Annotated in this window: 28 protein-coding genes; 18 read left to right on the top strand and 10 right to left on the bottom strand. The window is 71.6% G+C overall.

Annotated elements, in window-relative coordinates; all coding sequences use genetic code 11:
* Together ruvA and ruvC are read right to left on the bottom strand one after the other, a co-directional pair.
* A complete protein-coding gene (gene ruvA, locus DLJ49_RS15210) occupies positions 1–672 on the bottom strand; it encodes a Holliday junction branch migration protein RuvA (RefSeq protein ID WP_115394409.1) in 672 nt (223 codons plus the stop codon).
* A 10-nt stretch (positions 673–682) separates the two neighbouring features.
* Positions 683–1,192 carry a crossover junction endodeoxyribonuclease RuvC gene (gene ruvC / locus DLJ49_RS15205; RefSeq protein ID WP_115394408.1) on the bottom strand — a complete coding sequence of 170 codons (510 nt, stop codon included), beginning with the start codon at positions 1,190–1,192 and terminating at the stop codon, positions 683–685.
* A gap of 387 nt (positions 1,193–1,579) precedes the next feature.
* On the opposite strand from ruvC, the gene DLJ49_RS15200 reads away from it, so the two are divergent.
* A complete protein-coding gene (locus tag DLJ49_RS15200; protein WP_115394407.1) occupies positions 1,580–1,786 on the top strand; it encodes a DUF1127 domain-containing protein in 207 nt (68 codons plus the stop codon).
* 96 nt (positions 1,787–1,882) lie between these two features.
* On the opposite strand, the gene DLJ49_RS15195 is transcribed toward DLJ49_RS15200, so the two are convergent.
* Positions 1,883–4,186 (bottom strand): TRAP transporter permease, encoded by a 2,304-nt coding sequence (locus DLJ49_RS15195; RefSeq protein WP_115394406.1) that lies wholly within the window; start codon positions 4,184–4,186, stop codon positions 1,883–1,885.
* A 166-nt stretch (positions 4,187–4,352) separates the two neighbouring features.
* Positions 4,353–5,333 carry a TAXI family TRAP transporter solute-binding subunit gene (locus tag DLJ49_RS15190; protein WP_115394405.1) on the bottom strand — a complete coding sequence of 327 codons (981 nt, stop codon included), beginning with the start codon at positions 5,331–5,333 and terminating at the stop codon, positions 4,353–4,355.
* A 223-nt stretch (positions 5,334–5,556) separates the two neighbouring features.
* Here DLJ49_RS15190 and DLJ49_RS15185 point away from each other — a divergent pair, with 223 nt between their 5' ends.
* The 6 genes from DLJ49_RS15185 to DLJ49_RS15160 all read left to right on the top strand — a co-directional run bounded on the left by DLJ49_RS15185 (position 5,557) and on the right by DLJ49_RS15160 (position 9,160).
* Positions 5,557–6,141, top strand: a complete 585-nt coding sequence (locus tag DLJ49_RS15185) for a GNAT family N-acetyltransferase (protein ID WP_115394404.1) — start codon at positions 5,557–5,559, stop codon at positions 6,139–6,141.
* A gap of 5 nt (positions 6,142–6,146) precedes the next feature.
* Positions 6,147–7,055, top strand: coding sequence for a nitrilase-related carbon-nitrogen hydrolase (locus DLJ49_RS15180; RefSeq protein ID WP_233489052.1), 909 nt, complete (start codon positions 6,147–6,149; stop codon positions 7,053–7,055).
* 87 nt (positions 7,056–7,142) lie between these two features.
* A complete protein-coding gene (gene infA / locus DLJ49_RS15175) occupies positions 7,143–7,361 on the top strand; it encodes a translation initiation factor IF-1 (protein WP_005620785.1) in 219 nt (72 codons plus the stop codon).
* A 4-nt stretch (positions 7,362–7,365) separates the two neighbouring features.
* Complete coding sequence (locus tag DLJ49_RS15170; protein ID WP_115394402.1) at positions 7,366–7,950, top strand: Maf family protein; 585 nt, start codon at positions 7,366–7,368, stop codon at positions 7,948–7,950.
* Positions 7,947–8,993 (top strand): ribonuclease E/G, encoded by a 1,047-nt coding sequence (locus DLJ49_RS15165; RefSeq protein ID WP_115394401.1) that lies wholly within the window; start codon positions 7,947–7,949, stop codon positions 8,991–8,993. The genes DLJ49_RS15170 and DLJ49_RS15165 overlap by 4 nt, the downstream gene beginning before the upstream one ends.
* The gene (locus tag DLJ49_RS15160) at positions 8,990–9,160 is read left to right on the top strand and encodes a DNA gyrase inhibitor YacG (protein WP_115394400.1); all 171 of its coding nucleotides are present in this window, start codon (positions 8,990–8,992) and stop codon (positions 9,158–9,160) included. The genes DLJ49_RS15165 and DLJ49_RS15160 overlap by 4 nt, the downstream gene beginning before the upstream one ends.
* Here the strand turns inward: DLJ49_RS15160 and DLJ49_RS15155 are convergent.
* The gene (locus DLJ49_RS15155) at positions 9,157–9,660 is read right to left on the bottom strand and encodes a HugZ family pyridoxamine 5'-phosphate oxidase (protein WP_115394399.1); all 504 of its coding nucleotides are present in this window, start codon (positions 9,658–9,660) and stop codon (positions 9,157–9,159) included. The two genes, DLJ49_RS15160 and DLJ49_RS15155, sit on opposite strands and share 4 nt — an antisense overlap.
* Positions 9,661–9,724: 64 nt before the next feature.
* Here DLJ49_RS15155 and DLJ49_RS15150 point away from each other — a divergent pair, with 64 nt between their 5' ends.
* From DLJ49_RS15150 to DLJ49_RS15115, 8 genes are all read left to right on the top strand, one after another.
* Entirely contained in the window at positions 9,725–10,321 is a 597-nt protein-coding gene (locus tag DLJ49_RS15150; protein ID WP_115394398.1) for a carboxymuconolactone decarboxylase family protein, read from the top strand.
* A 158-nt stretch (positions 10,322–10,479) separates the two neighbouring features.
* The gene (locus tag DLJ49_RS15145) at positions 10,480–10,887 is read left to right on the top strand and encodes a universal stress protein (protein ID WP_115394397.1); all 408 of its coding nucleotides are present in this window, start codon (positions 10,480–10,482) and stop codon (positions 10,885–10,887) included.
* 87 nt (positions 10,888–10,974) lie between these two features.
* On the top strand, positions 10,975–11,307 hold the full coding sequence (locus DLJ49_RS15140) for an antibiotic biosynthesis monooxygenase family protein (protein ID WP_115394396.1): 333 nt from the start codon (positions 10,975–10,977) through the stop codon (positions 11,305–11,307).
* Positions 11,304–11,906 carry a rhodanese-like domain-containing protein gene (locus DLJ49_RS15135; RefSeq protein WP_115394395.1) on the top strand — a complete coding sequence of 201 codons (603 nt, stop codon included), beginning with the start codon at positions 11,304–11,306 and terminating at the stop codon, positions 11,904–11,906. Before DLJ49_RS15140 ends, DLJ49_RS15135 begins: the two co-directional genes overlap by 4 nt.
* 383 nt (positions 11,907–12,289) lie before the next feature.
* The gene (puuE, locus tag DLJ49_RS15130) at positions 12,290–13,699 is read left to right on the top strand and encodes an allantoinase PuuE (protein WP_115394394.1); all 1,410 of its coding nucleotides are present in this window, start codon (positions 12,290–12,292) and stop codon (positions 13,697–13,699) included.
* Positions 13,696–14,541, top strand: a complete 846-nt coding sequence (locus DLJ49_RS15125) for a bifunctional allantoicase/(S)-ureidoglycine aminohydrolase (protein ID WP_115394393.1) — start codon at positions 13,696–13,698, stop codon at positions 14,539–14,541. The genes puuE and DLJ49_RS15125 overlap by 4 nt, the downstream gene beginning before the upstream one ends.
* Positions 14,538–15,071, top strand: coding sequence for an ureidoglycolate lyase (locus tag DLJ49_RS15120; protein WP_115394392.1), 534 nt, complete (start codon positions 14,538–14,540; stop codon positions 15,069–15,071). The genes DLJ49_RS15125 and DLJ49_RS15120 overlap by 4 nt, the downstream gene beginning before the upstream one ends.
* 13 nt (positions 15,072–15,084) lie before the next feature.
* Positions 15,085–15,981, top strand: a complete 897-nt coding sequence (locus tag DLJ49_RS15115; RefSeq protein ID WP_115394391.1) for a LysR family transcriptional regulator — start codon at positions 15,085–15,087, stop codon at positions 15,979–15,981.
* Between the two features lie 10 nt (positions 15,982–15,991).
* On the opposite strand, the gene DLJ49_RS15110 is transcribed toward DLJ49_RS15115, so the two are convergent.
* Entirely contained in the window at positions 15,992–16,471 is a 480-nt protein-coding gene (locus DLJ49_RS15110; RefSeq protein WP_115394390.1) for a DUF427 domain-containing protein, read from the bottom strand.
* 13 nt (positions 16,472–16,484) lie between these two features.
* Positions 16,485–16,916, bottom strand: a complete 432-nt coding sequence (locus DLJ49_RS15105; protein WP_115394389.1) for a DUF4864 domain-containing protein — start codon at positions 16,914–16,916, stop codon at positions 16,485–16,487.
* 88 nt (positions 16,917–17,004) lie between these two features.
* Here DLJ49_RS15105 and DLJ49_RS15100 point away from each other — a divergent pair, with 88 nt between their 5' ends.
* Complete coding sequence (locus DLJ49_RS15100) at positions 17,005–17,931, top strand: CHAD domain-containing protein (protein WP_115394388.1); 927 nt, start codon at positions 17,005–17,007, stop codon at positions 17,929–17,931.
* Positions 17,932–17,938: 7 nt separating this feature from the next.
* Here DLJ49_RS15100 and DLJ49_RS15095 read toward each other — a convergent pair whose 3' ends face one another.
* The 3 genes from DLJ49_RS15095 to DLJ49_RS15085 all read right to left on the bottom strand — a co-directional run bounded on the left by DLJ49_RS15095 (position 17,939) and on the right by DLJ49_RS15085 (position 21,268).
* Positions 17,939–18,631: a VPLPA-CTERM sorting domain-containing protein gene (locus DLJ49_RS15095; protein WP_115394387.1), complete on the bottom strand. Its 693-nt coding sequence runs from the start codon at positions 18,629–18,631 to the stop codon at positions 17,939–17,941.
* A 93-nt stretch (positions 18,632–18,724) separates the two neighbouring features.
* The gene (locus DLJ49_RS15090) at positions 18,725–20,305 is read right to left on the bottom strand and encodes a lysine--tRNA ligase (RefSeq protein ID WP_115394386.1); all 1,581 of its coding nucleotides are present in this window, start codon (positions 20,303–20,305) and stop codon (positions 18,725–18,727) included.
* Positions 20,306–20,581: 276 nt separating this feature from the next.
* A complete protein-coding gene (locus DLJ49_RS15085) occupies positions 20,582–21,268 on the bottom strand; it encodes a response regulator transcription factor (protein WP_115394385.1) in 687 nt (228 codons plus the stop codon).
* Between the two features lie 159 nt (positions 21,269–21,427).
* Between DLJ49_RS15085 and ribA the strand changes: the two genes are divergently transcribed.
* Both ribA and DLJ49_RS15075 read left to right on the top strand, forming a co-directional pair.
* Positions 21,428–22,534 (top strand): GTP cyclohydrolase II, encoded by a 1,107-nt coding sequence (ribA, locus tag DLJ49_RS15080; protein ID WP_115394384.1) that lies wholly within the window; start codon positions 21,428–21,430, stop codon positions 22,532–22,534.
* Between the two features lie 23 nt (positions 22,535–22,557).
* Positions 22,558–23,037: a L,D-transpeptidase family protein gene (locus DLJ49_RS15075; protein ID WP_115394428.1), complete on the top strand. Its 480-nt coding sequence runs from the start codon at positions 22,558–22,560 to the stop codon at positions 23,035–23,037.
* Positions 23,038–23,065 lie beyond the last annotated feature (28 nt).

The following is a 23,065-nucleotide window of genomic DNA, read 5'->3' as shown; positions in this document are numbered from 1 at the left end:
TCAGCCCTTCGGCGCGAGCGCCTTGAGCGCCGCGCGGATCAGGGCAGAGGCGTCTGCCTCGGGCGTCTCGGAGGCCGCCTGCGCCACGGCTGCCGCCGCCTCGCCCTGTGCGTAGCCAAGGTTGACCAGCGCCGACAGCGCGTCCGCCTGCGCCGAGGCCGTCTGCGGCGGCGCGGCGGGCGCGGGTGCAGGCGGGGGGGCCGGCGCGGGGGCCGCGCCCTCCGTCGCCGGGGCCGCGACAGGGGCAGGTGCCGTGCCCATCGCCATGACCTCGGCCGCGCGGCCCTTCAGCTCGTTCACCACCCTCTGCGCCAGCTTGGGCCCGACGCCCGGCGCGGCCTTGACCGCCGCCCAGTCGCCCAGCGCGATGGCGCGGCTCACGCCGTCCGGCCCCAGTGCGCCGAGGATGGCGAGGCTGGCGCGGGCGCCGATCCCCTGCACCGAGGTCAGCAGGCGGTGCCACTCCTTTTCCTGCAGCGTGGAAAAGCCGAAGAGCTGCAGCAGGTCTTCCCGCACCAGAAGGTCGGTGTAGAGCGCCGCGTGCCCACCCACCGCCGGCAACGCCGCGAGCGTGCGGTCGGAGACGTGGACGATGTAGCCCACCCCGCCCACGTCGAGCAGCACGTGGTCGGGGCCGCGCCAGTCCACCCGGCCTGCGAGCCGCCCGATCATCGCGCCCCCCTCACTTTGCCGCGGCCCGCGCCAGGGCGGCCGACAGACGCCCGGCCGATTGCAGGTGATGGGCGTGGCAGATGGCGACGGCCAGCGCGTCGGCCGCGTCGGCGCCGGCCAGCGAGACGCCGGGAAAGTGCAGGCCGATCATGTGCGCGACCTGCCGCTTGTCGGCATGGCCTACCCCCACCAGAGCCTTCTTCACCGCGTTGGGCGCGTATTCCCCCACCGGCAGACCTGCCTGCGCCGGCACGAGCAGCGCCACGCCGCGTGCCTGGCCCAGCTTCAGCGTTCCGGCGCCGTCACGGTTGACGAAGGTCGCCTCGACCGCGGCGTGGGTGGGGGCATGGGCGGCGATCACCTTCGACAGCGCGTCGTGCAGGGTCAGCAGCCGCTCGGCCAGCGCCTCGCCCGCGCCGCGGCAGGTGCCGTTGGCGACGTGCGCGATTCGGGCGCCCGACACGTCGATCACCCCCCAGCCCGTGCTGCGCAGGCCCGGATCGATGCCGATCACCCGCATCGCTGCCCCTCTCCCGCCTCGGAGTCCGCGCGCCTGCGGCGGCGCGGCCACACATTCTTGCGACGTTTTGACGAGACTTAGCACGAACGGCGAACATCCGCCAATGCCCCGCGCCCTGCCGTCGCTTGCACAGCGGCCCGGAAGCGACATCGAACGGCCGGAATTCGCCATCTCTTTCCTGAAAACGACATCGGCGGCGTCGCGAACAGACCTCTGAGAAGAAAGGATAAATTTGGACTACCCGTCATGCGCGCGGTGCATGGGAGCGATGCGGAACACACGGATTGCGCGGGAAATTCCCGCCTCATAATTCAGCGGTGGAAGCGATGCTTCCCCGACCGGTTCCCCCACCCCGCGCCCGCGCGGACCAGCCCACGGAGCAGCCCAATGGCCTATTTCGACATCAGAACCCCCGCCACCGCCGGCCGCCTGGGCCGCGCCGTCGACACCCTGATCGCCTCTGTCGCCGAGTGGCGCGAAGCGCGGATCAACCGGCGTGCCCTCGCCAAGCTGTCCGACCGCGAACTGGCCGATATCGGCCTGCAGCGGTCCGACCTCGACACGATGACCCGCCGCGCGCTCAAGCGCTTCTAGGCCCGGTCCCGCCGGGGGCCGTCGCCCCCGCGAGCCTCGGTCGCCCGAACCCCCGCCGTGCTTGCCGCCGGCGGGGGTTTTCCGTTCGGGCGCCGCTCAGTCCGCGCCCCGCACCGGCACCGCGTCAGGGTCGGGGTGAAGCACCCGCTGCGCGAAGAGCGCGAGCGCCGCACAGGCGAGCCCGGCAAGGTCGGTGGCCCAGCCCCCCTCGATCATCAGCAGTGCGGCGAGGATCAGAAGCGCGCGCAGATACCATGCCGCACGCCCGCCCAGAACCCAGCCCTGCACGCCCGAGGCCAGCAGGAACACGCCCGCGGTGGCGGTCACGCCCGCGCGGCCGACCTCGAGCCACGTCCCGTCCATGAGGAGCGCCGAGTTGTAGAAGAACATGAACGGCACGACGAAGGCCGCGATGCCGATCTTGAACGAGGCGACCGACGTCTCCATCGCGTTGGCTCCGGATATGCCGGCGGCCGCGTAGCTCGCCAGCGCCACGGGTGGCGTGATCGCCGAGAGCACGGCGAAGTAGAACACGAAGAAATGCGCCGTCAGCATGGGGATGCCGAGCTCGACCAGACCCGGCGCCACCACCGAGGCCGCGACCGCATAGGCGGCCGTCGTGGGCATCCCCATGCCGAGGAGGATGGCGATGCACATGGCGAAGAACAGCGCCAGCAGCTGCGACACTCCGGCGAGGCCCAGAAGCAGGTTGGAGAAGCGCGCGCCGACCCCGGTCAGCGAGATCACGCCCACGATGATGCCCGCGCAGGCACAGACGGCGATGATCTGCAGCGACATGACGCCCGCCAGCTCGAAGGCCCGGCGGATGGCGCCGAGACCCATCCGATAGGGGGTCAGCCACGAGACCACGGCCGCCGCGACGGTCGCGAGCGTCCCCGCCCGGATCACCGAGTAGCCGGCGAACAGCGCGTAGATCAGGATCACGATCGGGATGAACAGGTAGATCTGGCGCAGCATGCGGCCGAGCCTGGGGATCTCGTCCTCGCTCATCCCGCGCATGCCGAGCTTGGCCGCCTCGAAATCGACCATGAAGAAGACCGAGACGAAGTAGAGAACCGCGGGAATGATCGCCGCGACGGCGATCTCCTGGTAGGGGATGCCGGTGATCTCGGCCATGATGAAGGCGCCGGCGCCCATGATGGGCGGCATGATCTGCCCGCCGGTGCTCGCCGCGGCCTCGACCGCGCCCGCGGTCTGCTTGCGATAGCCGACCTTCTTCATGAGCGGGATGGTGAGCGAGCCGGTCGCCACCACGTTGCCCGCGCTCGTGCCGTTGATCATCCCCATCAGGCCGGAGGCGAAGATCGCCACCTTGGCCGGCCCGCCCCGTGCCCGCCCCGCCGCGGCGAAGGCGAAGTTGACGAAGTAGTCGCCCACCTTCGAGGCCTGCAGGAAGGCGGCAAAGATGATGAACAGGATGATGTAGGTCGACGACACCGCCGTCGTCGGGCCGAGGATGCCCGCATCGGAATAGACGTGACCGAAGAAGCGCTGCCAGGAATACGGGTTCTGCACGGCGAGGATGCCGGGCAGCAGGTGCGCGGTGAAGACGTAGGCGAGGAAAATCCCCGTGATGATCACCAGCGCCAGACCCGCCACCCGGCGCGTCAGCTCGAGGATCAGCGCGGTGCCGGCGGTGGCGGCAAAGGCGATGCCCACGGGCACGAAGGGCGTGCCGACCGAGTTGCGCGCCGCCGTCGAGTAGATCGGGATGAGGTAGACCGCCACCACGATGGCGCAGAACCCGAGCACGAGATCGGAGGCGGCGAACCGGTCTCGCTCGCGCCGCTCGATCCAGCCCGCGACGATGCCGCCGAAGGTCGCCACCAGCAGCGGCACGCCGAAAAACCAGACCTCTCTCGCGTAGAGCTCCATCCCCGGCTGGGCCGAGGCCCATGTCACCAGCCCGCCGAACTCGGGCAGGGTGCCGGAGTTGATGAGCCGGGCGAAGCCGAGCGCCGAGACGAGCGAGACCGCCGCCGGGATCAGCAGCGCCAGTGCGGCAAGGCTGAGGGCAGGCGTCGGCCCGCGCGCCTCGTCACGGAACTCGTGCGCCGCATAGAGCTGGAAGCCGAGCGCGAGCGCCCCCGCGATGTGGACGATGCGGAAGTTCCACGTCTCCATCGGGAATTGCGGCAGGAACCAAAGCTCGATCCCCTGCGGATCCTCGGCACCGATCAGCCCCATGAGCCCCGCCGTCATCCGCTCGATCGACAGCCCGTTGAGCGCGGCCATGTGGAAGGCGGCGTAGAGCGCCGCGGCCGCCGCGATCGCAACGTGTGCCCGCCCCTCGAACAGCCGCTTGTTGGGTTCGACAGGCTCGACGTCGACGTTCTCGGCGATCAGGTGGTCGTCGTGCTGCGCCGTGCGCTCGCTCATGCGGGCCCCCTCCCTTGAAGCATCCCGCAGTCATAGCGCGTCGCGCATCCCCGGCATAGTGCGACGGGTCGCGCCGCCGCCCGGTCGCACGACAGGCGCCGCCGAGGTGGCGCGGCGACGCCCGGGGCGCCCGCCCGACCGTCGGCCGGGCGGGCCGACGGGGCGCTCAGCCGCCGTGGATCATGTCGTCGGGGATGTCGGCGCCCGCGTTCTCCTCGAACCACTGGGCCGCGCCCGGGTGCCACATCAGCACGCCGTTCTTGTCCCAGTTCTCGGGAACGGTCGACCGGGCGGCACGGTGGATGTTCACCATCCGCTCGTTGTCCGACATCACCACGTCGACCACCGCGTTGACGAAGCTCGCCGGCAGATCGCAATTCGCGATGGCGAAGTTCCACATCGAGACCGAGCGCGCGGGCTCTTCCAGCGTCTGGTAGGTGTCGGCCGCGATCTGGAACTCGGACACCGGGAACGCCTCGAGGATCTGCGCCTGCTCCTCCTCGGTGAACTCGATGATATTGATGTCGGTCTGCACCTCGAGCTGGCTCACGGCGGGCACCGGCACGCCCGCGGCGAAGGCGATCACGTCGAGCAGGCCGTCCTGCAACTGCCCGCCGAGGTCCGACCAGCCGCCATTGCGGCGCTCGAACTCGACGCCGAGCTCTTCCATCATCCGGGGGAAGTAGGTGTCGGAGGTCGAGCCGGCCGGGCCGTAGCCGATCCGCGCGCCCTCGGGGATGTCGTCGATCGAGGTGATGCCCGACGAGGCCAGCGCCGTGATGGAGAAGGGCGTCTGGTACATCGGGAACATCGCGCAGGCGTTCGTCATCTGCACGCCCGGCGCGATCGGGTTGGTGCCCTGCAGGCTCTCGGCCGCGGGGCCCATCGTGGTCATGCCGAACTGCGCTTCGCCGGTATGCACGAGCGCCATGTTCTGCATCGGGCCGCCGGTGACCTCGCCGCCGCCCGACAGGCCCAGCTCGTCGGCCACGAGGTTGGCCCAGCCCGAGCCGTAGGCGAAGTAGGTGCCGCCCTGGCTGGCCGTGCCGACGGTGAAGCTCTCGGGCCAGCCTTCACGGTCCTGCGCGACGGCGGCACCGGCGGTCGCGACGGCGACGGCGGCGGCAGTGATGGTGGTGATCTTCATGTTGCTCCTCCTGTTGGGGCGCGCGGGGCAATGCGCCGTGGCGCCCTTCCCCGCCCCTTGTCGTTGTGGCGACGTTGCATCACCGTCGCGCAGTTACCGTCAGTGGCGCCGGATATGCAATCTTTTAGCACCGGCGGCGGCCGGCCTTGACCCGCGCCGGGGCGCGGGCCAGCAAGGCGCCGCGGTGCCGGCGGGGCGCGGCCGGGTAGCGGGAGGGGCGAGCATGATCGAGGTCAGGCCGGTGCGGAAAGAGGGGCTCGACGCAGTGCTCGACGATCTCGCGCGGCTGCGGATCGAGGTGTTCCGCGCCTTCCCCTATCTCTACGACGGCGACATGGACTACGAGCGTGGCTATCTCGGGCGGTTCGCCGCCACGCCGCGCCCGTTCGTCGCCGCCGCCGTCGACGGCGACCGGCTCGTGGGCGCCGCCACCGCCAGCCCGATGGAGGAGCACGAGGACGATTTCGCCGCGCCCCTCGCCGCGGCCGGCATCGCGCCGGAGACGGTCTATTACTGCGCCGAGAGCGTGCTCCTGCCCGAGTATCGCGGCCACGGCCTCGGCCATCGCTTCTTCGACCTGCGCGAGGCGGAGGGGCGCGCGCTGGGCCGCAGCCATGCCGCGTTCTGCGCCGTGATCCGACCGGCCGATCACCCCGCCCGCCCCGAAGGCTACCGCCCGCTCGACGGCTTCTGGCGCAAGCGCGGCTATGCGCCGGTGGAGGGGGCCGTTGCCCGCTTCTCCTGGCGCGATCTCGGTGACGCGAGCGAGACCGAGAAGCCGCTGCAATTGTGGATGCGCGCGCTGTGACCGCCATGCTGCCCGCCCGCTCCGTGCGCCTCGCGGCCGCCTGCTACCCCGTCGAGGCGCTGGCGGGGTGGGACAGTCTGGCCGACAAGCTGGGCGGCTGGATCGCCGACGCCGCACGCGAAGGTGCAGAGATCGCCGTGCTGCCGGAATATGCCGGGCTCGAGGCCGCCTTCGCTCTCTCGCGCGAGACGACGACCGCCGGCTGGTGCGAGGCGTCGGCCGCCGCGGCCGGCCGCTACGCCGCGCTCTGCGCCACGCTCGCCCACGACCACCGGCTGACGCTGCTCGCCGGAAGCCTCCCCGCCCGCGCGCACGGCAGGCTGGTCAACCGCGCCTTCCTCTGCCGCCCCGACGGGCAGGTGATCGCGCAGGACAAGCAGATTCTCACCCCGTGGGAGCGTGCAGAGACGCCCCTCGCCCCCGGCGTGCCCCTCATCGCGGTCGACACCGGGCTGGGCCGCCTCGCCACGCTGGTCTGCTATGATTCGGAGTTTCCGCCGCTCGCCCGGGCGCTCGTGCCCGACATCCTGCTGATCCCGTCCTGCACCGAGGCACCGGCGGGAGACGCCCGCGTGCGTGCGGCCGCGCGGGCACGCGCGCTCGAGGGGCAATGCGTGACCGTGCACGCGCCGCTCACCGGCGCGGTGCGCGCCTGCGAGATCGTCGACGCCAATACGGGCGCGGCGGGCATCTTCGGCCCGCCCGACCGGCATTTCCCCGACGACGGTGTGCTGGCGCTGGGCGAGACCGATCGACCGGGCTGGGTCGTGGCCGACCTGCCCGAGGGCGCGCTCTCGGCCACGCGCACCGAGGGCGCCGTCGCGCCGCGCGCCCACATGAAAGAGGCCGAGGCCCGCGCCGCCGAGGCCACGCTGCGCCCCGTCGGGCGGCCCGGGCCGCAACTTGGCCCTTGATTTGCGGGCGGTTCGGGCGCATCTAGCGAGCACGTCGTCGCGGCAGGGCCGCGTGCGGCGCTTGACGTACTGGACGAAGGAGTGACCATGGCCAAGGAAGACACGCTCGAATTTCCTGGTGTCGTGAAGGAACTCCTGCCCAACGCGACGTTCCGGGTCGAGCTGGAAAACGGCCATGAGATCATCGCGCACACGGCAGGAAAGATGCGGAAGAACCGCATTCGGGTGCTCGCGGGCGACCGCGTGCAGGTCGAGATGACGCCCTACGACCTCACCAAGGGACGTATCAACTATCGCTTCAAGTAAGGCGGTGAGGCCCCGGCTGATTCTCGGCTCGGGCAGTCCGCGCCGGCTGGATCTGCTCGCGCAGATCGGCGTCGCACCCGACGCCATTCGCCCCCCCGACATCGACGAGACGCCGCACATGGGCGAGCTTCCGCGCCCCTATTGCGCCCGCATGGCCCGCGAAAAGGCACAGGCGGTCGCCGCGTCCGAGGGCGAGATCGTGCTGGCGGCCGACACGACCGTGGCGCTCGGGCGTCGCATTCTCGGCAAGCCCGGGGGCGAGGAGGAGGCTGCACGCTTCCTGCGGATGCTGTCGGGCCGGCGGCACCGCGTCTACACCGCCGTCGCCGTGCGCAGAGACGCGCGGCTCTGGGAGCGCGACGCCGAGACGGTGGTGCGGATGAAGCCGCTCTCCGAGGCCGAGATCGCCGCCTACCTCGCCACCGGCGACTGGCACGGCAAGGCGGGCGGGTATTCGATCCAGGGGCCTGCCGGTGCCTTCGTGCCGTGGATCCGCGGTTCCTACCCCGCCGTGGTGGGCCTGCCGCTGGCCGAGACGGCGGGCCTCCTGCGCGGCGCGGGCTACCCGATCTGCGAGGCGGCGGAATGAAGGGGCGCTCGGTGCTGCTCGACACGCTCGCGGGGCGCCGCGTGGCGGTGCTGCTCTCCGACGGGCGGCTCGACGACCTGCTGTTCGATCCGCCCGAGGGCGCCCCCCCCGGCCCCGGCGCGATCGCCCGCGCCCTGCCCGAACGGCCGATGAAGGGAATGGGCGGGCTGTTCGTCCGCCTGCCGGGCGGCGTTCGCGGGTATCTCAAGGGCGAGAAGCCGCTGCCGCCGGGCGAGCCGGTGCTCGTGCAGGTGACCGGACGCCCCGAACCCGGCAAGGCGCTGCCCGTGACCCGCAAGCTGCTGTTCAAGTCGCGCTTCGCCATCGTCACGCCGGGTGCGCCGGGCCTCAACGTCTCGCGCAGCATCCGCGACGAGCAGGCGCGCGCGCGGCTGCGCACGCTGGCGGAGGATGCGATGGACGGCAGCGCGATGGGCCTGATCCTGCGCTCCGAGACCGAGCACGAGGCAGAGGACGAGGTGGTGGCCGACATCGCCGACATGCGCGCGCTGGCCGAGGCGGTGACGGGTGACGCGGCGGGCGATCCCCAGTGGCTGACCGAGGCGCCCGACGCCCACCACCTGGCGTGGCGCGACTGGGCCCGACCCGACGAGATCGACACGGGCGCCGGCTGCCTCGCCGATCGCGGGCTTCTTGAAGAAATCGCCGCGCTCGCTTTGCCGGACGTTCCGCTGCAGGGTGGCAGCTTCATGTCGGTCGAGCCGACCCGCGCGCTGGTGGCTGTCGACGTCAACACGGGGGCCGAGTCCTCGCCTGCGGCCGCGCTCAAGGCCAACCTCGCCGCCCTGCGTGCGTTGCCGCGCGCCCTGCGCCTGCGGGGTCTCGGCGGGCAGGTGGTGGTCGACCTCGCGCCGTTGATGAAGAAAGACCGCAAGCAGGCCGAGCAGGTCGCCAGGGCCGCGTTGAAGGCGTGCCCGGTCGAGACGGCGCTGGTCGGCTGGACGCCGCTCGGCCATCTCGAACTGCAGCGCAAGCGCGAGCGTGCGCCCCTCGACGCCGCCCTGCTGGAGGCCGCCCGATGACCTGCCCGATCTGCCGCAAGCCCTCCCACGCCGAGTACCGCCCGTTCTGCTCCCGGCGCTGCGCCGAGGTCGATCTGGGCCGCTGGCTGACCGGGGCCTACGCCATCCCCACCGACGAGGGCGAGGACGACGAGGCCGAGCGCCCGCCTCGCCCGACCGAAGACTAGAGGCCCAGGTCGCGAGACGTCAGCCGATAGGCCTTGCCGAAACCGCCGTTGAGGTGGGCCTCGGCGACGTCGAGCACGGCGAACGAGAAATCGGCGAAGTCGATGTAAAGCTGCGCCTTCGGGTGCTGCCCGAGGTAATGGTCGCGGAGCGCCGCGTGCCCCGCCTCGCCGTGGCGCACGAAGCGCGCCCGGCATTGCAGCGTGATCCGCGGATGGGTCAGCGGATCGCCCTTCGGCCCCGGCTCGCCCACGAGCAGCGAGCAGACCGGGTCGGCCTTGAGCGCCCTCGTGTGGTGCGACAGGTCCGAGACGAGCGTCATCGGGGCGCCCCTGTCCGTCGTGCCCACGGCGACGCGGCTGACCATCGGCGCGCCCGTCTCGGGGTCGCGCACGCCCAGCGCACCGAACCGTGCCCCGTCGATCAGCGACCGGGCCAGCGTGCGCGCCTCGTCGTCGGTCTCGCGGATCGGGTCGATCTTCCTGTCGGGCGCGTCGGCCATCTTGTGCCCCCCTGCAACCGTGCGCAGGGTAACCCTGCAGACAGGCCACGCAAGGGAGGGCGCGATGCCGCTGGTCGAACCGCTGGAGGAGGAGGCGCTAGAGCCCGCGCTCCGCGACGACGTGCAGTTCTTCAAGGGGCCGCTCGGGGTGATCCCGGCGAGCGTGCGCACGATGGCGCACCGCCCCGAGATCGCCCGCGCCTTCACCGCGCTGAACCGGGCGGTGATGGCCGAGCACGGGGCGGTCACGCCAGAATTCAAGCGGCTGCTGGGCTACATCTCCTCCTTCGCCTCGGGCTGCCGCTACTGCCAGGCGCACATGATGCTCGCCTCCGAGCGTTTCGGCGCCAGCGAAGAGCGGGTGGAGACGGTCTGGACCTACGAGACCAGCCCGCACTTCACCGAGGCCGAGCGCGCCGCGCTCGCCTTCGCGCAGGCCGCGACCGAGGTGCCCAACGCCGTGACCCCCGAGATCGGCGCCCGTCTGCGCGCCCACTGGGCGGCGGAGGACATCGTGGAGATCATGGGGGTGGTCGCGCTCTTCGGCTGGCTCAACCGCTGGAACGACTCGATGGGCTCGGCGCTCGGGGACCTGCCGCGCGAGACCGCCGAGACACGGCTCGCCCGCCAGTCGGGCTGGGAGATCGGCAAGCACGGCTGAGCGCCCGCGCGAGATGCGCCGCGCGAGACCGAGGGCGGAGACGGCCCCCAGGGAGGTGACGGGCGCGACATGGCCACATCTTGACCTGAAGGCACCTTTCCCGTCCTAGTCGTGTCCCGCGCGCCCGCATCGCCGCAGCCCGTGGGTCAGGAGGGGTGATGTACGACAACATTCTTGTGCCCGTCTCGTTCGAGCCCGACCGCAACGCGCAGGAGGCGATCGACATCGCCCAGGGGCTTGCCGAGGGTGGCGCCGACATCACGCTGTTGCACGTGATGGAGCAGATCCCACCCTATGCCGCGGCCTACCTGCCGCGCGATCATTTCGATCAGGCACACCAGCGTATCGCCGAGGCGCTGGCCACGCTCGCCGAGGGAGTGCCCGGCGCACGGGTCGAGGTGATCTCCGGTCATGCCGGGCGGTCGATCGTCGACTGGGCGACCGAGCACCGGGTCGACTGCATCGTGATCGCCTCGCACCGCCCCGGCATGGCCGACCTTCTGATCGGCTCGACGGCCGCGCAGGTCGTCCGCCATGCGCCCTGCGCGGTGCACGTGCTGCGCTGAAGCGCGCGCCGCCCGCGACGCCCCGCCTTTTCGCGCCCCGCGCCGGGGCGTGCTAGGGTCGGCTTGCGCATATCGAGGGAGGAGGCGATGCCGAGGATCGAGACGGACGCGCCGGGCCAGACCGTGATCACCACGTTCGAGATGACGCCCGGCACCGCGCAGGACCTAATGGACGAACTGCGCGCCGCCTATGGCGGCTTCATCTCGCGCCAGCCCGGCTTCATCGGCGCGGGGCTGCACATGAACGACGCCCAGACGCGGATCGCCAACTACTCGATCTGGGCGAAGCGCGAGGATTTCCAGGCGATGCTGCGCTCGGACGAGATGCGCGAATACAACCGCCGCTTCGCCGCGCTCTGCTCGCGCTTCGAGCCGGTGATGTACGAGGTGATGGCGACCTACGAGGGAGGACAGGAATGAGACGGACGATCGGAGCGACGGCGGTGGCCGCCGTAGCGCTGACGGGGGCGGCCCTGGCCGATGACCGGGCGGTGGGCCTCGCCCCCGACCTGCCCTCGGTCACGGTCGAGACGGCCGACGGGCCGGTGGTGATCGAGCGCATCCAGGACCCCGACCACGAGGTGACGGGGGAGTGGGCGCGCACCTCGCGCGAATGCCCGCCATTCTGCATCCAGCCGATCGAGCCCGCACCCGGGGTGGCAACGATCGGCGAGCTGGAGCTGATCGCGGCCCTGCAGGACCCCGACGTGGTGGTGATCGACAGCCGCACGCGCGACTGGTTCGCGGGCGGCACGATCCCCGGCGCGATCAACGTGCCCTACCTCGAGGCGGTGGAGCGGATGGGCGAGCTCGGCTGCGAGATCGGCTTCGACGAGTGGGATTGCACCGGGGCGACGCGGATCGCGCTGTTCTGCAACGGTCTGTGGTGCGGGCAGTCGCCCACGGCGATCCGCTGGATGATCGAGGCCGGCTACCCGGCCGAGCGCATCTCGTATTACCGGGGCGGGATGCAGTCGTGGCGCGTGCTCGGCCTGACGGTGACCTTGCCCGACGACTGACCGGCGGCCCGACGACCGGCCGGGGGCGCGACGACCGGCCCGGGGGCGCTCCCGCCTCCGCTCGCGGCCCTGCGGCCGCTCGCTCCGTTGGGCCCGGCGCCCGCGCGCGCGGGCGCTCGGCACGCCGGGCCAGCGCGATGCTGCAGGATGGCAGCCCGCGCAGGGCTTGGACGGGGCCGCGCCGATGCGCGCGAGGCCGCCCTCGAGAGGCCGGGACGCTGCCGCCCGCAGCGCCGCATCGCCGCCGTGCCCGACTGTCGGGGAAGATCGCCGCGCGCGGAGCCGGCGCATGGCGCCGGTGGAGGCGGGGCGGCCTTGCCTCGGCGCGCGCGGCGGGGAAGAGTGGCGACCGGATCGCCCGACGGCGAGACGGAGGGAGCGACGTGCACCGTTATCCGCGCGACATGATCGGCCACGGAGCCGTGCCGCCCGACCCGCGATGGCCCGGCGGCGCGCGGATCGCCGTGCAGATCGTCGTGAACTACGAAGAGGGCGGCGAGAACTGCCTGCTGCACGGCGACCCGGCCTCCGAGGCATTCCTGTCGGAGATCGTGGGCGCCGCCGCCTGGCCCGGCCAGCGGCACTGGAACATGGAATCGATCTACGAATACGGGGCGCGGGCCGGCTTCTGGCGCCTGCACCGGATGCTTTCTGCACGCGGCATCCCCGCGACGGTGTTCGGCGTGGCCACGGCGCTGGCGCGAAGCCCCGAGCAGGTGGCCGCCATGCAGGAGGCGGGCTGGGAGGTCGCCAGCCACGGGCTGAAGTGGATCGAGCACAAGGACATGCCCGAGGACGAGGAGCGCGCGCAGATCGCCGAGGCGATCCGCCTGCATGCAGAGGTCACCGGTGCGCGGCCGCGGGGCTGGTACACGGGCCGCTGCTCGATGAACACCATCCGGCTCGCGGCCGAGGCGGGGATGGACTACCTCGCCGACAGCTACGCCGACGAGTTGCCCTACTGGCTGCGGATAGACGGGCGCGACCAGCTTATCGTGCCCTACACGCTCGACGCCAACGACATGCGCTTCGCCACGGCGCAGGGCTTCAACTCGGGCGACCAGTTCGAGGCCTATCTGCGCGACAGCTTCGACGTGCTCTACGCCGAGGGGCAGGCAGGGGCGCCGAAGATGATGTCGGTCGGGCTGCATTGCCGCCTCGCCGGGCGGCCGGGCCGGGCCGCGGCGCTCGCCCGCTTTCTCGATTACGCGGGCGGGCACGAGGGCGTCTGGTTCGCCCGCCGCATCGACATCGCCGAGCACTGGGCGGCGCACCACCCGCCGCGCCCGCGCGAGCGCCCGTCGGAGATGGACAAGGCCCGCTTCGTCGAGCGGTTCGGCGGCGTGTTCGAGCACTCGCCGTGGATCGCCGAGCGCGCGTGGATGCAGGAACTGGGCCCCGCCCACGACACGGCGCCGGGGCTGCACAACGCGCTTGCACGTGTCTTTCGCAGTGCGCCGGAGGAAAGGCGCCTCGAGGTGTTGCGCGCGCATCCCGATCTTGCCGGCAAGCTCGCGGCTGCCAGGCGGCTGACGGCCGCGTCGACCGCCGAGCAGGCCAGCGCCGGGCTCGACGCACTGACGGACGACGAGCGCGCCCGCTTCACCTCGCTCAACGAAGCCTATATGGAGAAGCACGGCTTTCCCTTCATCATCGCCGTGCGCGATCACGACAAGCCCTCGATCCTGGCCGCCTTCGCGCGGCGCCTCGGCAACGACAGCGCCACCGAACTGGCCGAGGCCTGCGCCCAGGTCGAACGCATCGCACGGCTCCGGCTGGACGACATGCTGTGAGACTCGACAACGCGACGACGCCCGTCACCTATGCCTTTCCCCGCTCCGGCCTGCCGGGGCAGCAGGCCGAGCCGCTGGGCCGCGCCGTCTTTACCGAGGCCTACGCGGTGATCCCCGCCGACGTGCAGACCGACATCGTCACGTCGTTCCTGCCCGGTTGGGAGAACGCCCGCGCCTGGATTCTCGCGCGACCGCTCTCCGGTTTCGCCGAGACCTTCGCCTGGTATGCGCTGGAGCTGCAGCCCGAGGGCGGCAGCGCCGATCCCGAGCCGGACGTCGAGGCCGAGGCGTGGCTGTTCGTGACGCATGGCCGGCCGCGGCTGACGCTGGGGCGCGCGCAGATCGACCTCGAGCCGGGAAGCTACGCCTACATCCCGCCCAGCGCGGTCTGGACGCTGTGGAACACCGACGGCGAGATGGCGGGCGTCCACTGGATCCGCAAGCGCTACCAGCGCGCGCCGGGCCTGCCACGGCCGGAGGCCTTCGTGAAGCACGAGACCGAGGTCGAGGCGGTGCCGATGGAGAACTGCGAAGGCATCTGGGCCACGCAGCGCTTCGTCGACCCGTTCGATCTGACCCACGACGCGCATGTCAACATCGTCAACTTCGCGCCGGGCGGGCGCATCCCCTTTGCCGAGACGCACGTCATGGAACACGGGCTGTTCGTGCTGCAGGGCACCGCGCGCTACCTGCTCAACCGCGACTGGGTCGAGGTGGGGCCGGGTGATTTCATGTGGCTGCGCGCGTTCTGCCCGCAGGCCTGCATCGCGACAGGCACCGAGCCGTTCCGCTACCTGCTCTACAAGGATTGCAACCGCCATCCGGGGCTCTCGCTGCCATGAGCGCGGCGCCCGAGCGCGCCCCTCTCGTGGCCGAGCCGCTGACGGCCGGGGCCTTCGCCCCGTTCGGTGAAGTGCTCGAGGCGACAGGGGCGCATGTGCTCATCAACGAGGGGCGGTGCCGGCGCTACTCGGATCTCGCGGCGCTCGACATCGCCCACGGGCGCGCTGGGGTCTCGTTCTTTGCGGCCGAGCCGCGCACCTGGCCGGTCGAGGTGCCCCTGGTCGAGCGGCACCCGCTCGGCTCGCAATGCTTCGTGCCGATGTCGGGCGGCGACTGGCTGGTGGTGGTGGCGGGCAACGGGCCGGAGGGGCCCGAGGGCCTGCGTGCCTTCCTCGCCCGCGGCGACCAGGGCGTGAACATCGCGCGCGATACCTGGCACGGCGTCCTCTGCCCGCTGGGCGATGCGGGCACGACGGTGCCGCGCCTGTTCGCGGTGGTGGACCGGATCGGGACAGAAGGCGAGCCCGCCGGCGCCAATCTCGTCGAGCACCGCTTCGCCGCGCCTCTGACCGTGCACCCGGGCGCGTGAGGGCGCGGGCGCGATGATCGAAAAGCTCGAGATGTTCGTGGCGCTCGCCAACGAGCGGCATTTCGGTCGCGCCGCAGAGCGCTGCGGCGTCACTCAGCCCACCCTCTCGGCAGCGATCAAGCAGCTCGAGGAGGCGCTCGGCGTGCAGCTCGTCCGCCGCGGCTCGCGCTTCCAGGGGCTGACGCCCGAGGGCGCCCGCGCGCTCGACTGGGCGCAGCGGATCGTGGGCGACGCGCGCACCATGAAGGCCGAGCTTCGCGCCACCCGCGAGGGCCTGTCTGGCAACCTGCGCCTCGCCGTGGTGCCGACCGCTCTCGCCATGGTCGACCGGCTGACGCGCCCCCTGCTCGACCGGCACGCGGGGTTGCAGGTGACCGTCTATTCCCGCACCTCGGCCGAGATCCGCGCGATGATCGACGGGCTCGAGGCCGATGCCGGCATCACCTATCTCGACAACGAACCGCTCGGCCGCCTGACCCGCGTGCCGCTCTACGAGGAGCGCTACCTGCTCCTCACCCATGCCGGCTCTGACATCGCGGGGCGCGATGGCATCACCTGGGCCGAGGCGGCGGCGCGGCCGCTCTGCCTGCTCACGCCCGACATGCAGAACCGGCGCATCCTCAACCAGCACATGGCCGACGCGGGCGCCGAGGCGGCGCCGCGCCTCGCCTCCAACTCGGTGCTGGTGCTGGCCGCGCATGTCAGGGCCGGCGGGTGGGACACGATCCTGCCCCACGCGACCGCCGAGCTTTTCGCCGGAGACGGGCGGCTGGTAGCGCTGCCGGTCGTGGAGCCCGATGTCGCGCACCTGATGGGTCTCGTCGCGGAGCCGCGCGAGCCGCATTCGCCCGTCCTTTCCGCCCTGATCGCGGCGGCACGGCGGATCGGCCGTCAAGCCGGGCTCGGCTGACGGCATGGGGTTACCACCACCGCGTGCCCGGGCCGCCCTTGACCGTGCCTTCGAGGTTCGGCGTCACCCAGCCGCCGTAGAAATCGCCAGGTTGCGGGGTCACCCGCGTCTCGCCCACCCAGCATTCATCCATCTGGCCGGAGTAGAAGGCGAGGTGGCCCGCGATGGGCGCGAAGCCGCCGGTCGGGCCGGGATAGGACCACGCCGCGCGTGGCCGCGTGAGGCCGCCGGCGGTCACGTCCCAATATGTCGCGCGGCCCTTCCACTCGCAGAAGCTCGAGCCGTGGGCAGGCGTCAGCGCGCCGCGCGTCACGTCTTCGGCCGGAATGTAGTAGGTCGGCGCGTGGTGCGTCTCGCAGACCCGCCAGCCTTGGGTCGTGTCGGCCACCGTCTCGCCCCCCAGAACCACGCGCAGTCGCAGCGCCACCCGCTCCAGCGCCGGCGGGCGCGGGTAGTCCTGCACGACTTCGGGCTCCAGCGACTCGATCACGCGCTTGGGCGCCTCACACGCCCACGTCGGGCGCGGCGAGGATGCGCACGCCGCCGATGCGCCAGCTCTCGCCGTCGGGCACCATCTCGTAGAGCAGGGTGTGCACGCGCCCCGCCTCGTCGGTGATCGTGACCCGCTGCATGACGCGCGCGCCCCGCTCCTCGGCGGCACCGTAGGTCACCTCGGCCGGGCGCCAGACCATCGGGTAGCCCTGACGCACCATGCGCCCGAAATTCTCCGGCGTGCCGAAAAGGCGCTGGATGCCCGGCGCGGCATAGGCGAAGGCCCCGGCGAAATCGTCGGCGAGGAACCGGTCGATCTGCGCGCCGATCACCTCGCGCGGGTCGCTTTGCGCAGCGGCCGGCGCGGCCAGAGCCAGCGCCAGCGCGGTTGCCAGCGCCCGGAGCCAGCCCCGCAGAGGGCGGCGAAACGTCTCCCTGTCCATCGGTCCCTCCGTCTTGGTCGCGCGTTCGGCACCCGCTAGCGTCGGAAGGTGGGGCGAGCGGCGCCCGCGGCAAGCGCGAGGAGGGACGATGGGCTTTCGCTTCGAGGAGGGCGACGCGGATCTCGCCGCCGGCATGCGCCGCATCGCCGCCGAGGAGGTTGCGCGCGCCGAGGCGGAACTGGCCGACGCGAGCCTCTCGCCCGAGCGCAGGATCCACCAGGCGCGCAAGCGGACGAAACGCCTGCGCGGCCTGCTCCGGCTGGTGCGCCCAGCCTTCCCCGGCTACGCCGCCGAGGCGGCGCACCTGCGCGAGGCGGCGCGCGGCCTGTCCACCCTGCGCGACCGCGACGTGATGATCGCCACCCACGACGCGCTGATGGCTGCGACGGGCGCCGACCGTCCGCGCTACGCCCCTGTCCGCGCCCACCTCACCCGCGCGCGCAACCGCGTCGCCGCCGAGGCCGACCCGGAGGCGGCGCTGTCCACCTACAGGGCCGAGATGCGCACGATCGCCGACCGCGCCGCCGGCTGGCGGCTCGAGGGCAAGGACAAGCCCGCGCTCGAAGCCGGGCTCGCCCGCACCTGGAGCCGCGCGCGCAAGGCGCTGAAGGCCGCGCGCAAGCAGGACGACATCGAGCACCTGCACGACTGGCGCAAGCGGGTGAAGGACCACTGGTATCAGGCCCGCCTGCTGAAGCCGATCGACCCCGACGCGCTCACGGCGCAGGCGCAAGTGGCGGGCGACCTCGGCGAACTCCTCGGCGGCATCCACGACCTCGACGTCTATCGCGCCCATCTCGGCGGCCCCGAGGCGTCCGGGCTCGATCCCGCGCGCCGCGAGGAAGCTGCGGCGCTCGCCACCGACCGGATCGCGGCGCTGGAACGCGAGTCCTTCGCCCTCGGCAAGCGTCTCTTTTCACCCGGGGCCGAGGATCTCGCCGCCGATTGGGCGGCGAAGTGGAAGGCATGGCGCAAGGCGACCGTGAAGGCGAGGAAGGCGTCGCGCGCCGCGTGAGCCCGGCTCAGCCCCGCGCGCGGCGGCGCCGGAGCAGGGCGAGTGCCGCAAGGCCCGAAACGAGCAACGGCACGCCGGCCGGCAGCGGTACCGCGGGCGGCGCCTCGGCCGTCAGGCTCACCGCGTCGAGGAAATTTCCGACCGAGGCGCTGCCGCTGCCGGTCGAGACGGCCGTGAAGGACAGCCGTACCGTGCCACCGAGCGCCGTGACGGGGGAGAAGGTCGAGCCGGTGTTCAGAACCCAGCCCGCCGTGCTGGCCGAGAACTCGTCGGAGAACAGCGTCGTGTCGTCGCCACCGCCGGGCCCGCCGTCGCCCCCGAGATCGGTGAGCGCGAAACGCAGAACATCGGTGCCCCGGCGTGCACGGTGGGCGAATTCGAACGTCAGGGAAGAGCCTTCTGCAATCCCGGCCACGTCCTGAAACAGCGTGCCGGCCCCGCGGGCGTTGAGCTCGACATGCTGGGTGCCCTCGTAGGAGGTCACGCGGCTGAAACCGTTGGCCCAGATCTCGATATCGCGCGCGCTGGAGTCCCAGCCCGGCACCGAGTCGGCCGAGCGAAACCTGAATCGCGGATTGTCGCCGAGGTCCGGCACCTCGAAGCCGCCATTGGCGACCGTCGCCGCCTGTGCCGGCGACGCTGCCGAAAGAGCCGACAGCATTGCCGCTGCCAGAACCCACACCATCGAGACCGGTCGCATCGCGCGCCCCTGTCACCACCGCCCCGGCACGCGGAATGCCCCCCGATTCGGGCCGTCCAGGGGCACGCGCGTGTCGGCCGCGCGGCGCCGGCGTCAGGCCGCGAGGCGCCCGGCCAGCCCGTCCTCGATCAGGCGCACGGTCTCGTCGACCCCATAGAGCGCGACGAAGCCGCCAAAGCGCGGGCCCTGGCTGGCGCCGAGCAGAACCTCGTAAAGCGCCTTGAACCAGTCCCGCAGCGGCTCGAACCCGTGCTCGCGCCCGACCGCGAAGACGACCGATTGCAGCGCCTCGGCGTCGGTCTCGCCCCGGTGGTCCTTCAGCCGCTCGGCCAGGTCGCGCATGGCCGCCGCCTCCTGCTCGGTCGGCTCGCGGAACACCTTGGCCGGCTTCACGAAATCGGCGTAGTAACGCACCGCGCCCGCGGCTGCCGCATCGAGCTGCGGGTGGGTCTCCGGCGAGGCGTCGGGCGCGTAGCGCCGGATGAAGCCCCACAGCGCGTCCTTGTCCTCGGCATGGGCCACCGAGGCGAGGTTGAGCAGCATCGCGAAGCTCACCACCATGTCCGAGGCGGGCGGGTGGCCCTCGTGGATGTGCCAGACGGGGTTGGCCAGCTTCTGTGCGAGATCCTGCTTCGGGAAGGCCTGAAGCTGCTGGTGATACTCGTCGACCGCCTTGGGGATCACGTCGAAATACAGCCGCTTGGCCGTCTTGGGCTTGCCGAACATGAAATGGGACAGGCTCTCGGTCGGGGCGTAGGCGAGCCACTCGTCGATCGTCAGGCCGTTGCCCTTCGACTTCGAGATCTTCTCGGCGTTCTCGTCGAGGAACAGCTCGTAGGTGTAATGCTCGGGCGCCCGCGCGCCGAGGATCTCGCAGATGCGGTCATAGACCGGCGTGTTGGTCGAATGATCCTTGCCATACATCTCGAAATCGACGCCGAGCGCAGCCCAGCGCGCGCCGAAATCGGGCTTCCACTGCAGCTTCACATGGCCGCCGGTGACGGGCAGCGTCCACTCGCGCCCGTCCTCGTCGTCGAAGGTGATCGTGCCCTCGCGCCCGTCGACATGCTTCATCGGCACGTAGAGCACGCGCCCCGTCTCGGGATGGATCGGCAGGAAGATCGAGTAGGTCTGTCGCCGCTCGTCGCGCAGCGTCTTGAGCATGACGGCCATCAGGTCGTCGTAGCGCTCGGCCGCGCGCAGCAGCACCTCGTCGAAGGCGCCGGAGCGGTAGAACTCGGTCGCCGAGTAGAACTCGTACTCGAATCCGAACGTGTCGAGAAAACGCCGCAGCATCGCGTTGTTGTGGTGCCCGAAGCTCTCGTGCGTGCCGAACGGATCGGGCACGCTGGTCAGCGGCTTCTGAAGGTGCGCGCGCAGCGCATCCGGGTCCGGCACGTTGTCGGGCACCTTCCGCATGCCGTCGAGGTCGTCGGAGAAGCAGATCAGCCGCGTGGGGATGTCGCTGATCGTCTCGAAGGCGCGGCGCACCATCGTCGTGCGCAGCACCTCGCCGAAGGTGCCGATATGTGGCAGGCCGGAGGGGCCGTAGCCCGTCTCGAACAGGACATGCCCCTTCTCGGGCGGGCCGGCTTCGTAGCGTTTGGCCACCGCCCGCGCCACCTCGAAGGGCCAGGCCTTGGACGAGAGCGCGGCGTCGCGGAGATCGGACATCTTGGACTTCCGGAATGGGGGGAGGCAATCAGGCCGCGTATATCGCCCCTCGGCCCGCCTGCGTCAACAAGGCCGCCATGGGCGCAAGCACGCCACGCGCCCGAAAAGAAAATGGCCGGGGCACGCAGGCCCCGGCCCAGTCCAACAGGGAGGGTGCCGCACCATTGCCCCGGCGCGGCGAGGGGATCCAATGTCATCTAGGTAACCCAGACCGGTTAATTTAGAATTGATCCAGATCACCACGCGATGTCGCAGGCCCGGCCGGCGATGCGCCCGTCAGGCCACCAGCCGGTAGCCCCCGCTCTCGGTCACCAGCAGGCGGGCGTTCGAGGGGTCGGGCTCGATCTTCTGTCGCAGGCGGTAGATGTGGGTCTCGAGCGTATGGGTCGTCACGCCGGCATTGTAGCCCCAGACCTCGTGCAGAAGCACGTCGCGCGCCACAACCCCTTCCGTCGCCCGGTAGAGGAACTTGAGGATGTTCGTCTCCTTCTCGGTCAGGCGGATCTTGCGCTCGTTCTCGTCGATCAGCATCTTCATCGCCGGCTTGAACGTGTAGGGCCCGAGCTGGAACACCGCGTCCTCGCTCTGTTCGTGCTGGCGCAGCTGGGCACGGATACGCGCGAGCAGGACCGGAAACTTGAACGGCTTGGTCACGTAGTCGTTGGCACCCGCGTCGAGGCCCAGGATCGTGTCGGCATCGCTGTCGTGGCCGGTAAGGATGAGGATGGGGCACTTCACCCCCTGCTTGCGCATCACCCGGCACAATTCGCGCCCGTCGGTGTCGGGCAGGCCCACGTCGAGGATGACGAGGTCGAAAAAGCCCTCCTTCACCTTCGTCATGGCCTCGTGCCCATCGCCCGCCTCGAACACGTCGAAATCCTCGGTCATCACGAGTTGTTCCGACAGCGCCTCGCGCAGGTCTTCGTCGTCGTCGACGAGCAGGATCTTCTTGAGGTTGGGCATGTTTCGCGTTCCCTTCCTGGTATCCTCACGCAGATGGGAGGGGCTGCGGGGCGGGCAAGGCTTGCTACAGCCTCTCACGGCCATGTGTCGCAGAGGCGGGATATGTTTCAATTCGGCCCGCGCGCGGCTACATCTCGCAGGTCCGCCCGAGGCCCGCCCATGACCGACGCCCCCGCCCCCCCTGCGCTCCACCCCCTCGGCCTGCGTCCCGCCGAGCGGCGGGCCCGTGCCCGCGCCGACCTGCGGCTCGGCCTGCCCGTCGCGATGGTCGCGGGCGGCGAGGCGGCGCTGGTCGCGGCGATCGAGACGGTCTCGCCCGACCGCTTCGCCGCGCTCGCCCCCGGCGCGGCGCTGGCGGTAACCGGGCGGCGGGCCGAGACGCTGAAGGCCCGCGCCTACGATGGCGACATCGCCCGCATCCTGCTGCCGGGCGATGCGAGCCTCGGCTGGGCGCGGGCGGTGGCCGACCCGGCGGGCGATCTCGACACGCCGATGAAGGGGCCGTTTTCGACCCGGCGGGGCGGCGACGCGACGCTCGCGCGCGCCGCGATCCAGCTCGCAAAGGAAGCACAGGTGCTGCCCGCCGTTCTCGTCGCGCCCCTGCCGCGACCGGAGGCGGCGCGCGCCGCCGGCTTCACCGTGCTCGACCTCGCCACCGACGGGCCGCCGAGCGACGGTGCCGCCTATGCCCATGTCGTCGACGCCCGCCTGCCGATGGAGGCCGCGGGCGCTGGCCGCCTGCACGTCTACCGCCCCGACGACGGGGGCGCCGAGCATTACGCCGTGGAAGTGGGCCGGCCCGACCGTGCCGCGCCGGTGCTGACGCGCCTGCATTCGGCCTGTTTCACCGGCGACATCCTCGGCTCGCTGAAATGCGATTGCGGCCCGCAGTTGCGCGGCGCGCTTGCCGCGATGGCCGAGGCGGGCGGCGGCGTGCTGCTCTACCTCAACCAGGAGGGCCGCGGTATCGGGCTGGCCAACAAGATGCGCGCCTATGCGCTGCAGGACCAGGGCTTCGACACGGTCGAGGCCAACCACCGCCTCGGCTTCGAGGACGACGAGCGCGACTTCCGCATCGGCGCGGCCCTGCTGCGGCGGCTCGGCATCGGGCGGGTGCGGCTGATGACGAACAACCCCGCCAAGATCGCGATGATGGAGGCGCAGGGCATCGCCGTCACCGAGCGCGTGCCGCTCAAGGTCGGCCAGACCGCGGAGAATGCCGCCTACATCGCCGCCAAGGTCGCGAAGTCGGGGCACCTGCCGTGACGGCCCCTGTCTCGCCGGCCGACATGGTGCTGACACGCGGCGGCCTGCGCTTCGCCGGCCGGCGCTTCCCCGTGGCGATCGGGCGCGGCGGGCTGACGGCGGACAAGGTCGAGGGCGACGGCGCGACACCGCGCGGGCTGCACCGCGTCACCGGATTGCTCTACCGGGCCGACCGTCTCGCCCCGCCCGCCCCGTGGGCCGTGCCCTTCGGGCCGGGCGACCTCTGGTCGGACGACCCCGCCGACCCCGCCTACAACCGGCCCGTGCGCGCGCCGCACGCCCATTCGCACGAGCGCCTGCGCCGCGCCGACCGGCTCTACGACATGGTGCTGACGACCGACTGGAACGCCGATCCGCCGCTGCCCGGCCGCGGCTCGGCAATCTTCCTGCATGTCTGGCGCGGGCCACGGCACCCCACTGCCGGCTGTCTCGCCTTTCGCCGCGACCACCTCCTCTGGATTGTCGCGCGGATCGCCCCCGGCACGCGGGTGATCGTGCCCTGACGGTGCCGCCGCGCCGTGAATTCTTCTA

It is taken from the genome of Rhodovulum sp. 12E13, assembly GCF_003340565.1.
Taxonomy (GTDB): Bacteria; Pseudomonadota; Alphaproteobacteria; order Rhodobacterales; family Rhodobacteraceae; genus HLUCCA09.
This window is presented reverse-complemented; position numbering and strand designations above follow the sequence as displayed.

Coding starts and splice junctions, on each gene's coding strand:
- DLJ49_RS15140 (WP_115394396.1), top strand. CDS start 10,975: ATGCCGAGGATCGAGACGGACGCGCCGGGCCAGACCGTGATCACCACG.
- DLJ49_RS15095 (WP_115394387.1), bottom strand. CDS start 18,631: ATGCGACCGGTCTCGATGGTGTGGGTTCTGGCAGCGGCAATGCTGTCG.
- DLJ49_RS15085 (WP_115394385.1), bottom strand. CDS start 21,268: ATGCCCAACCTCAAGAAGATCCTGCTCGTCGACGACGACGAAGACCTG.
- DLJ49_RS15200 (WP_115394407.1), top strand. CDS start 1,580: ATGGCCTATTTCGACATCAGAACCCCCGCCACCGCCGGCCGCCTGGGC.
- DLJ49_RS15115 (WP_115394391.1), top strand. CDS start 15,085: ATGATCGAAAAGCTCGAGATGTTCGTGGCGCTCGCCAACGAGCGGCAT.
- ribA (WP_115394384.1), top strand. CDS start 21,428: ATGACCGACGCCCCCGCCCCCCCTGCGCTCCACCCCCTCGGCCTGCGT.
- DLJ49_RS15185 (WP_115394404.1), top strand. CDS start 5,557: ATGATCGAGGTCAGGCCGGTGCGGAAAGAGGGGCTCGACGCAGTGCTC.
- DLJ49_RS15075 (WP_115394428.1), top strand. CDS start 22,558: ATGGTGCTGACACGCGGCGGCCTGCGCTTCGCCGGCCGGCGCTTCCCC.
- ruvA (WP_115394409.1), bottom strand. CDS start 672: ATGATCGGGCGGCTCGCAGGCCGGGTGGACTGGCGCGGCCCCGACCAC.
- DLJ49_RS15120 (WP_115394392.1), top strand. CDS start 14,538: ATGAGCGCGGCGCCCGAGCGCGCCCCTCTCGTGGCCGAGCCGCTGACG.
- DLJ49_RS15135 (WP_115394395.1), top strand. CDS start 11,304: ATGAGACGGACGATCGGAGCGACGGCGGTGGCCGCCGTAGCGCTGACG.
- DLJ49_RS15165 (WP_115394401.1), top strand. CDS start 7,947: ATGAAGGGGCGCTCGGTGCTGCTCGACACGCTCGCGGGGCGCCGCGTG.
- infA (WP_005620785.1), top strand. CDS start 7,143: ATGGCCAAGGAAGACACGCTCGAATTTCCTGGTGTCGTGAAGGAACTC.
- DLJ49_RS15100 (WP_115394388.1), top strand. CDS start 17,005: ATGGGCTTTCGCTTCGAGGAGGGCGACGCGGATCTCGCCGCCGGCATG.
- DLJ49_RS15160 (WP_115394400.1), top strand. CDS start 8,990: ATGACCTGCCCGATCTGCCGCAAGCCCTCCCACGCCGAGTACCGCCCG.
- DLJ49_RS15150 (WP_115394398.1), top strand. CDS start 9,725: ATGCCGCTGGTCGAACCGCTGGAGGAGGAGGCGCTAGAGCCCGCGCTC.
- ruvC (WP_115394408.1), bottom strand. CDS start 1,192: ATGCGGGTGATCGGCATCGATCCGGGCCTGCGCAGCACGGGCTGGGGG.
- DLJ49_RS15105 (WP_115394389.1), bottom strand. CDS start 16,916: ATGGACAGGGAGACGTTTCGCCGCCCTCTGCGGGGCTGGCTCCGGGCG.
- DLJ49_RS15145 (WP_115394397.1), top strand. CDS start 10,480: ATGTACGACAACATTCTTGTGCCCGTCTCGTTCGAGCCCGACCGCAAC.
- DLJ49_RS15190 (WP_115394405.1), bottom strand. CDS start 5,333: ATGAAGATCACCACCATCACTGCCGCCGCCGTCGCCGTCGCGACCGCC.
- DLJ49_RS15180 (WP_233489052.1), top strand. CDS start 6,147: ATGCTGCCCGCCCGCTCCGTGCGCCTCGCGGCCGCCTGCTACCCCGTC.
- DLJ49_RS15195 (WP_115394406.1), bottom strand. CDS start 4,186: ATGAGCGAGCGCACGGCGCAGCACGACGACCACCTGATCGCCGAGAAC.
- DLJ49_RS15155 (WP_115394399.1), bottom strand. CDS start 9,660: ATGGCCGACGCGCCCGACAGGAAGATCGACCCGATCCGCGAGACCGAC.
- DLJ49_RS15090 (WP_115394386.1), bottom strand. CDS start 20,305: ATGTCCGATCTCCGCGACGCCGCGCTCTCGTCCAAGGCCTGGCCCTTC.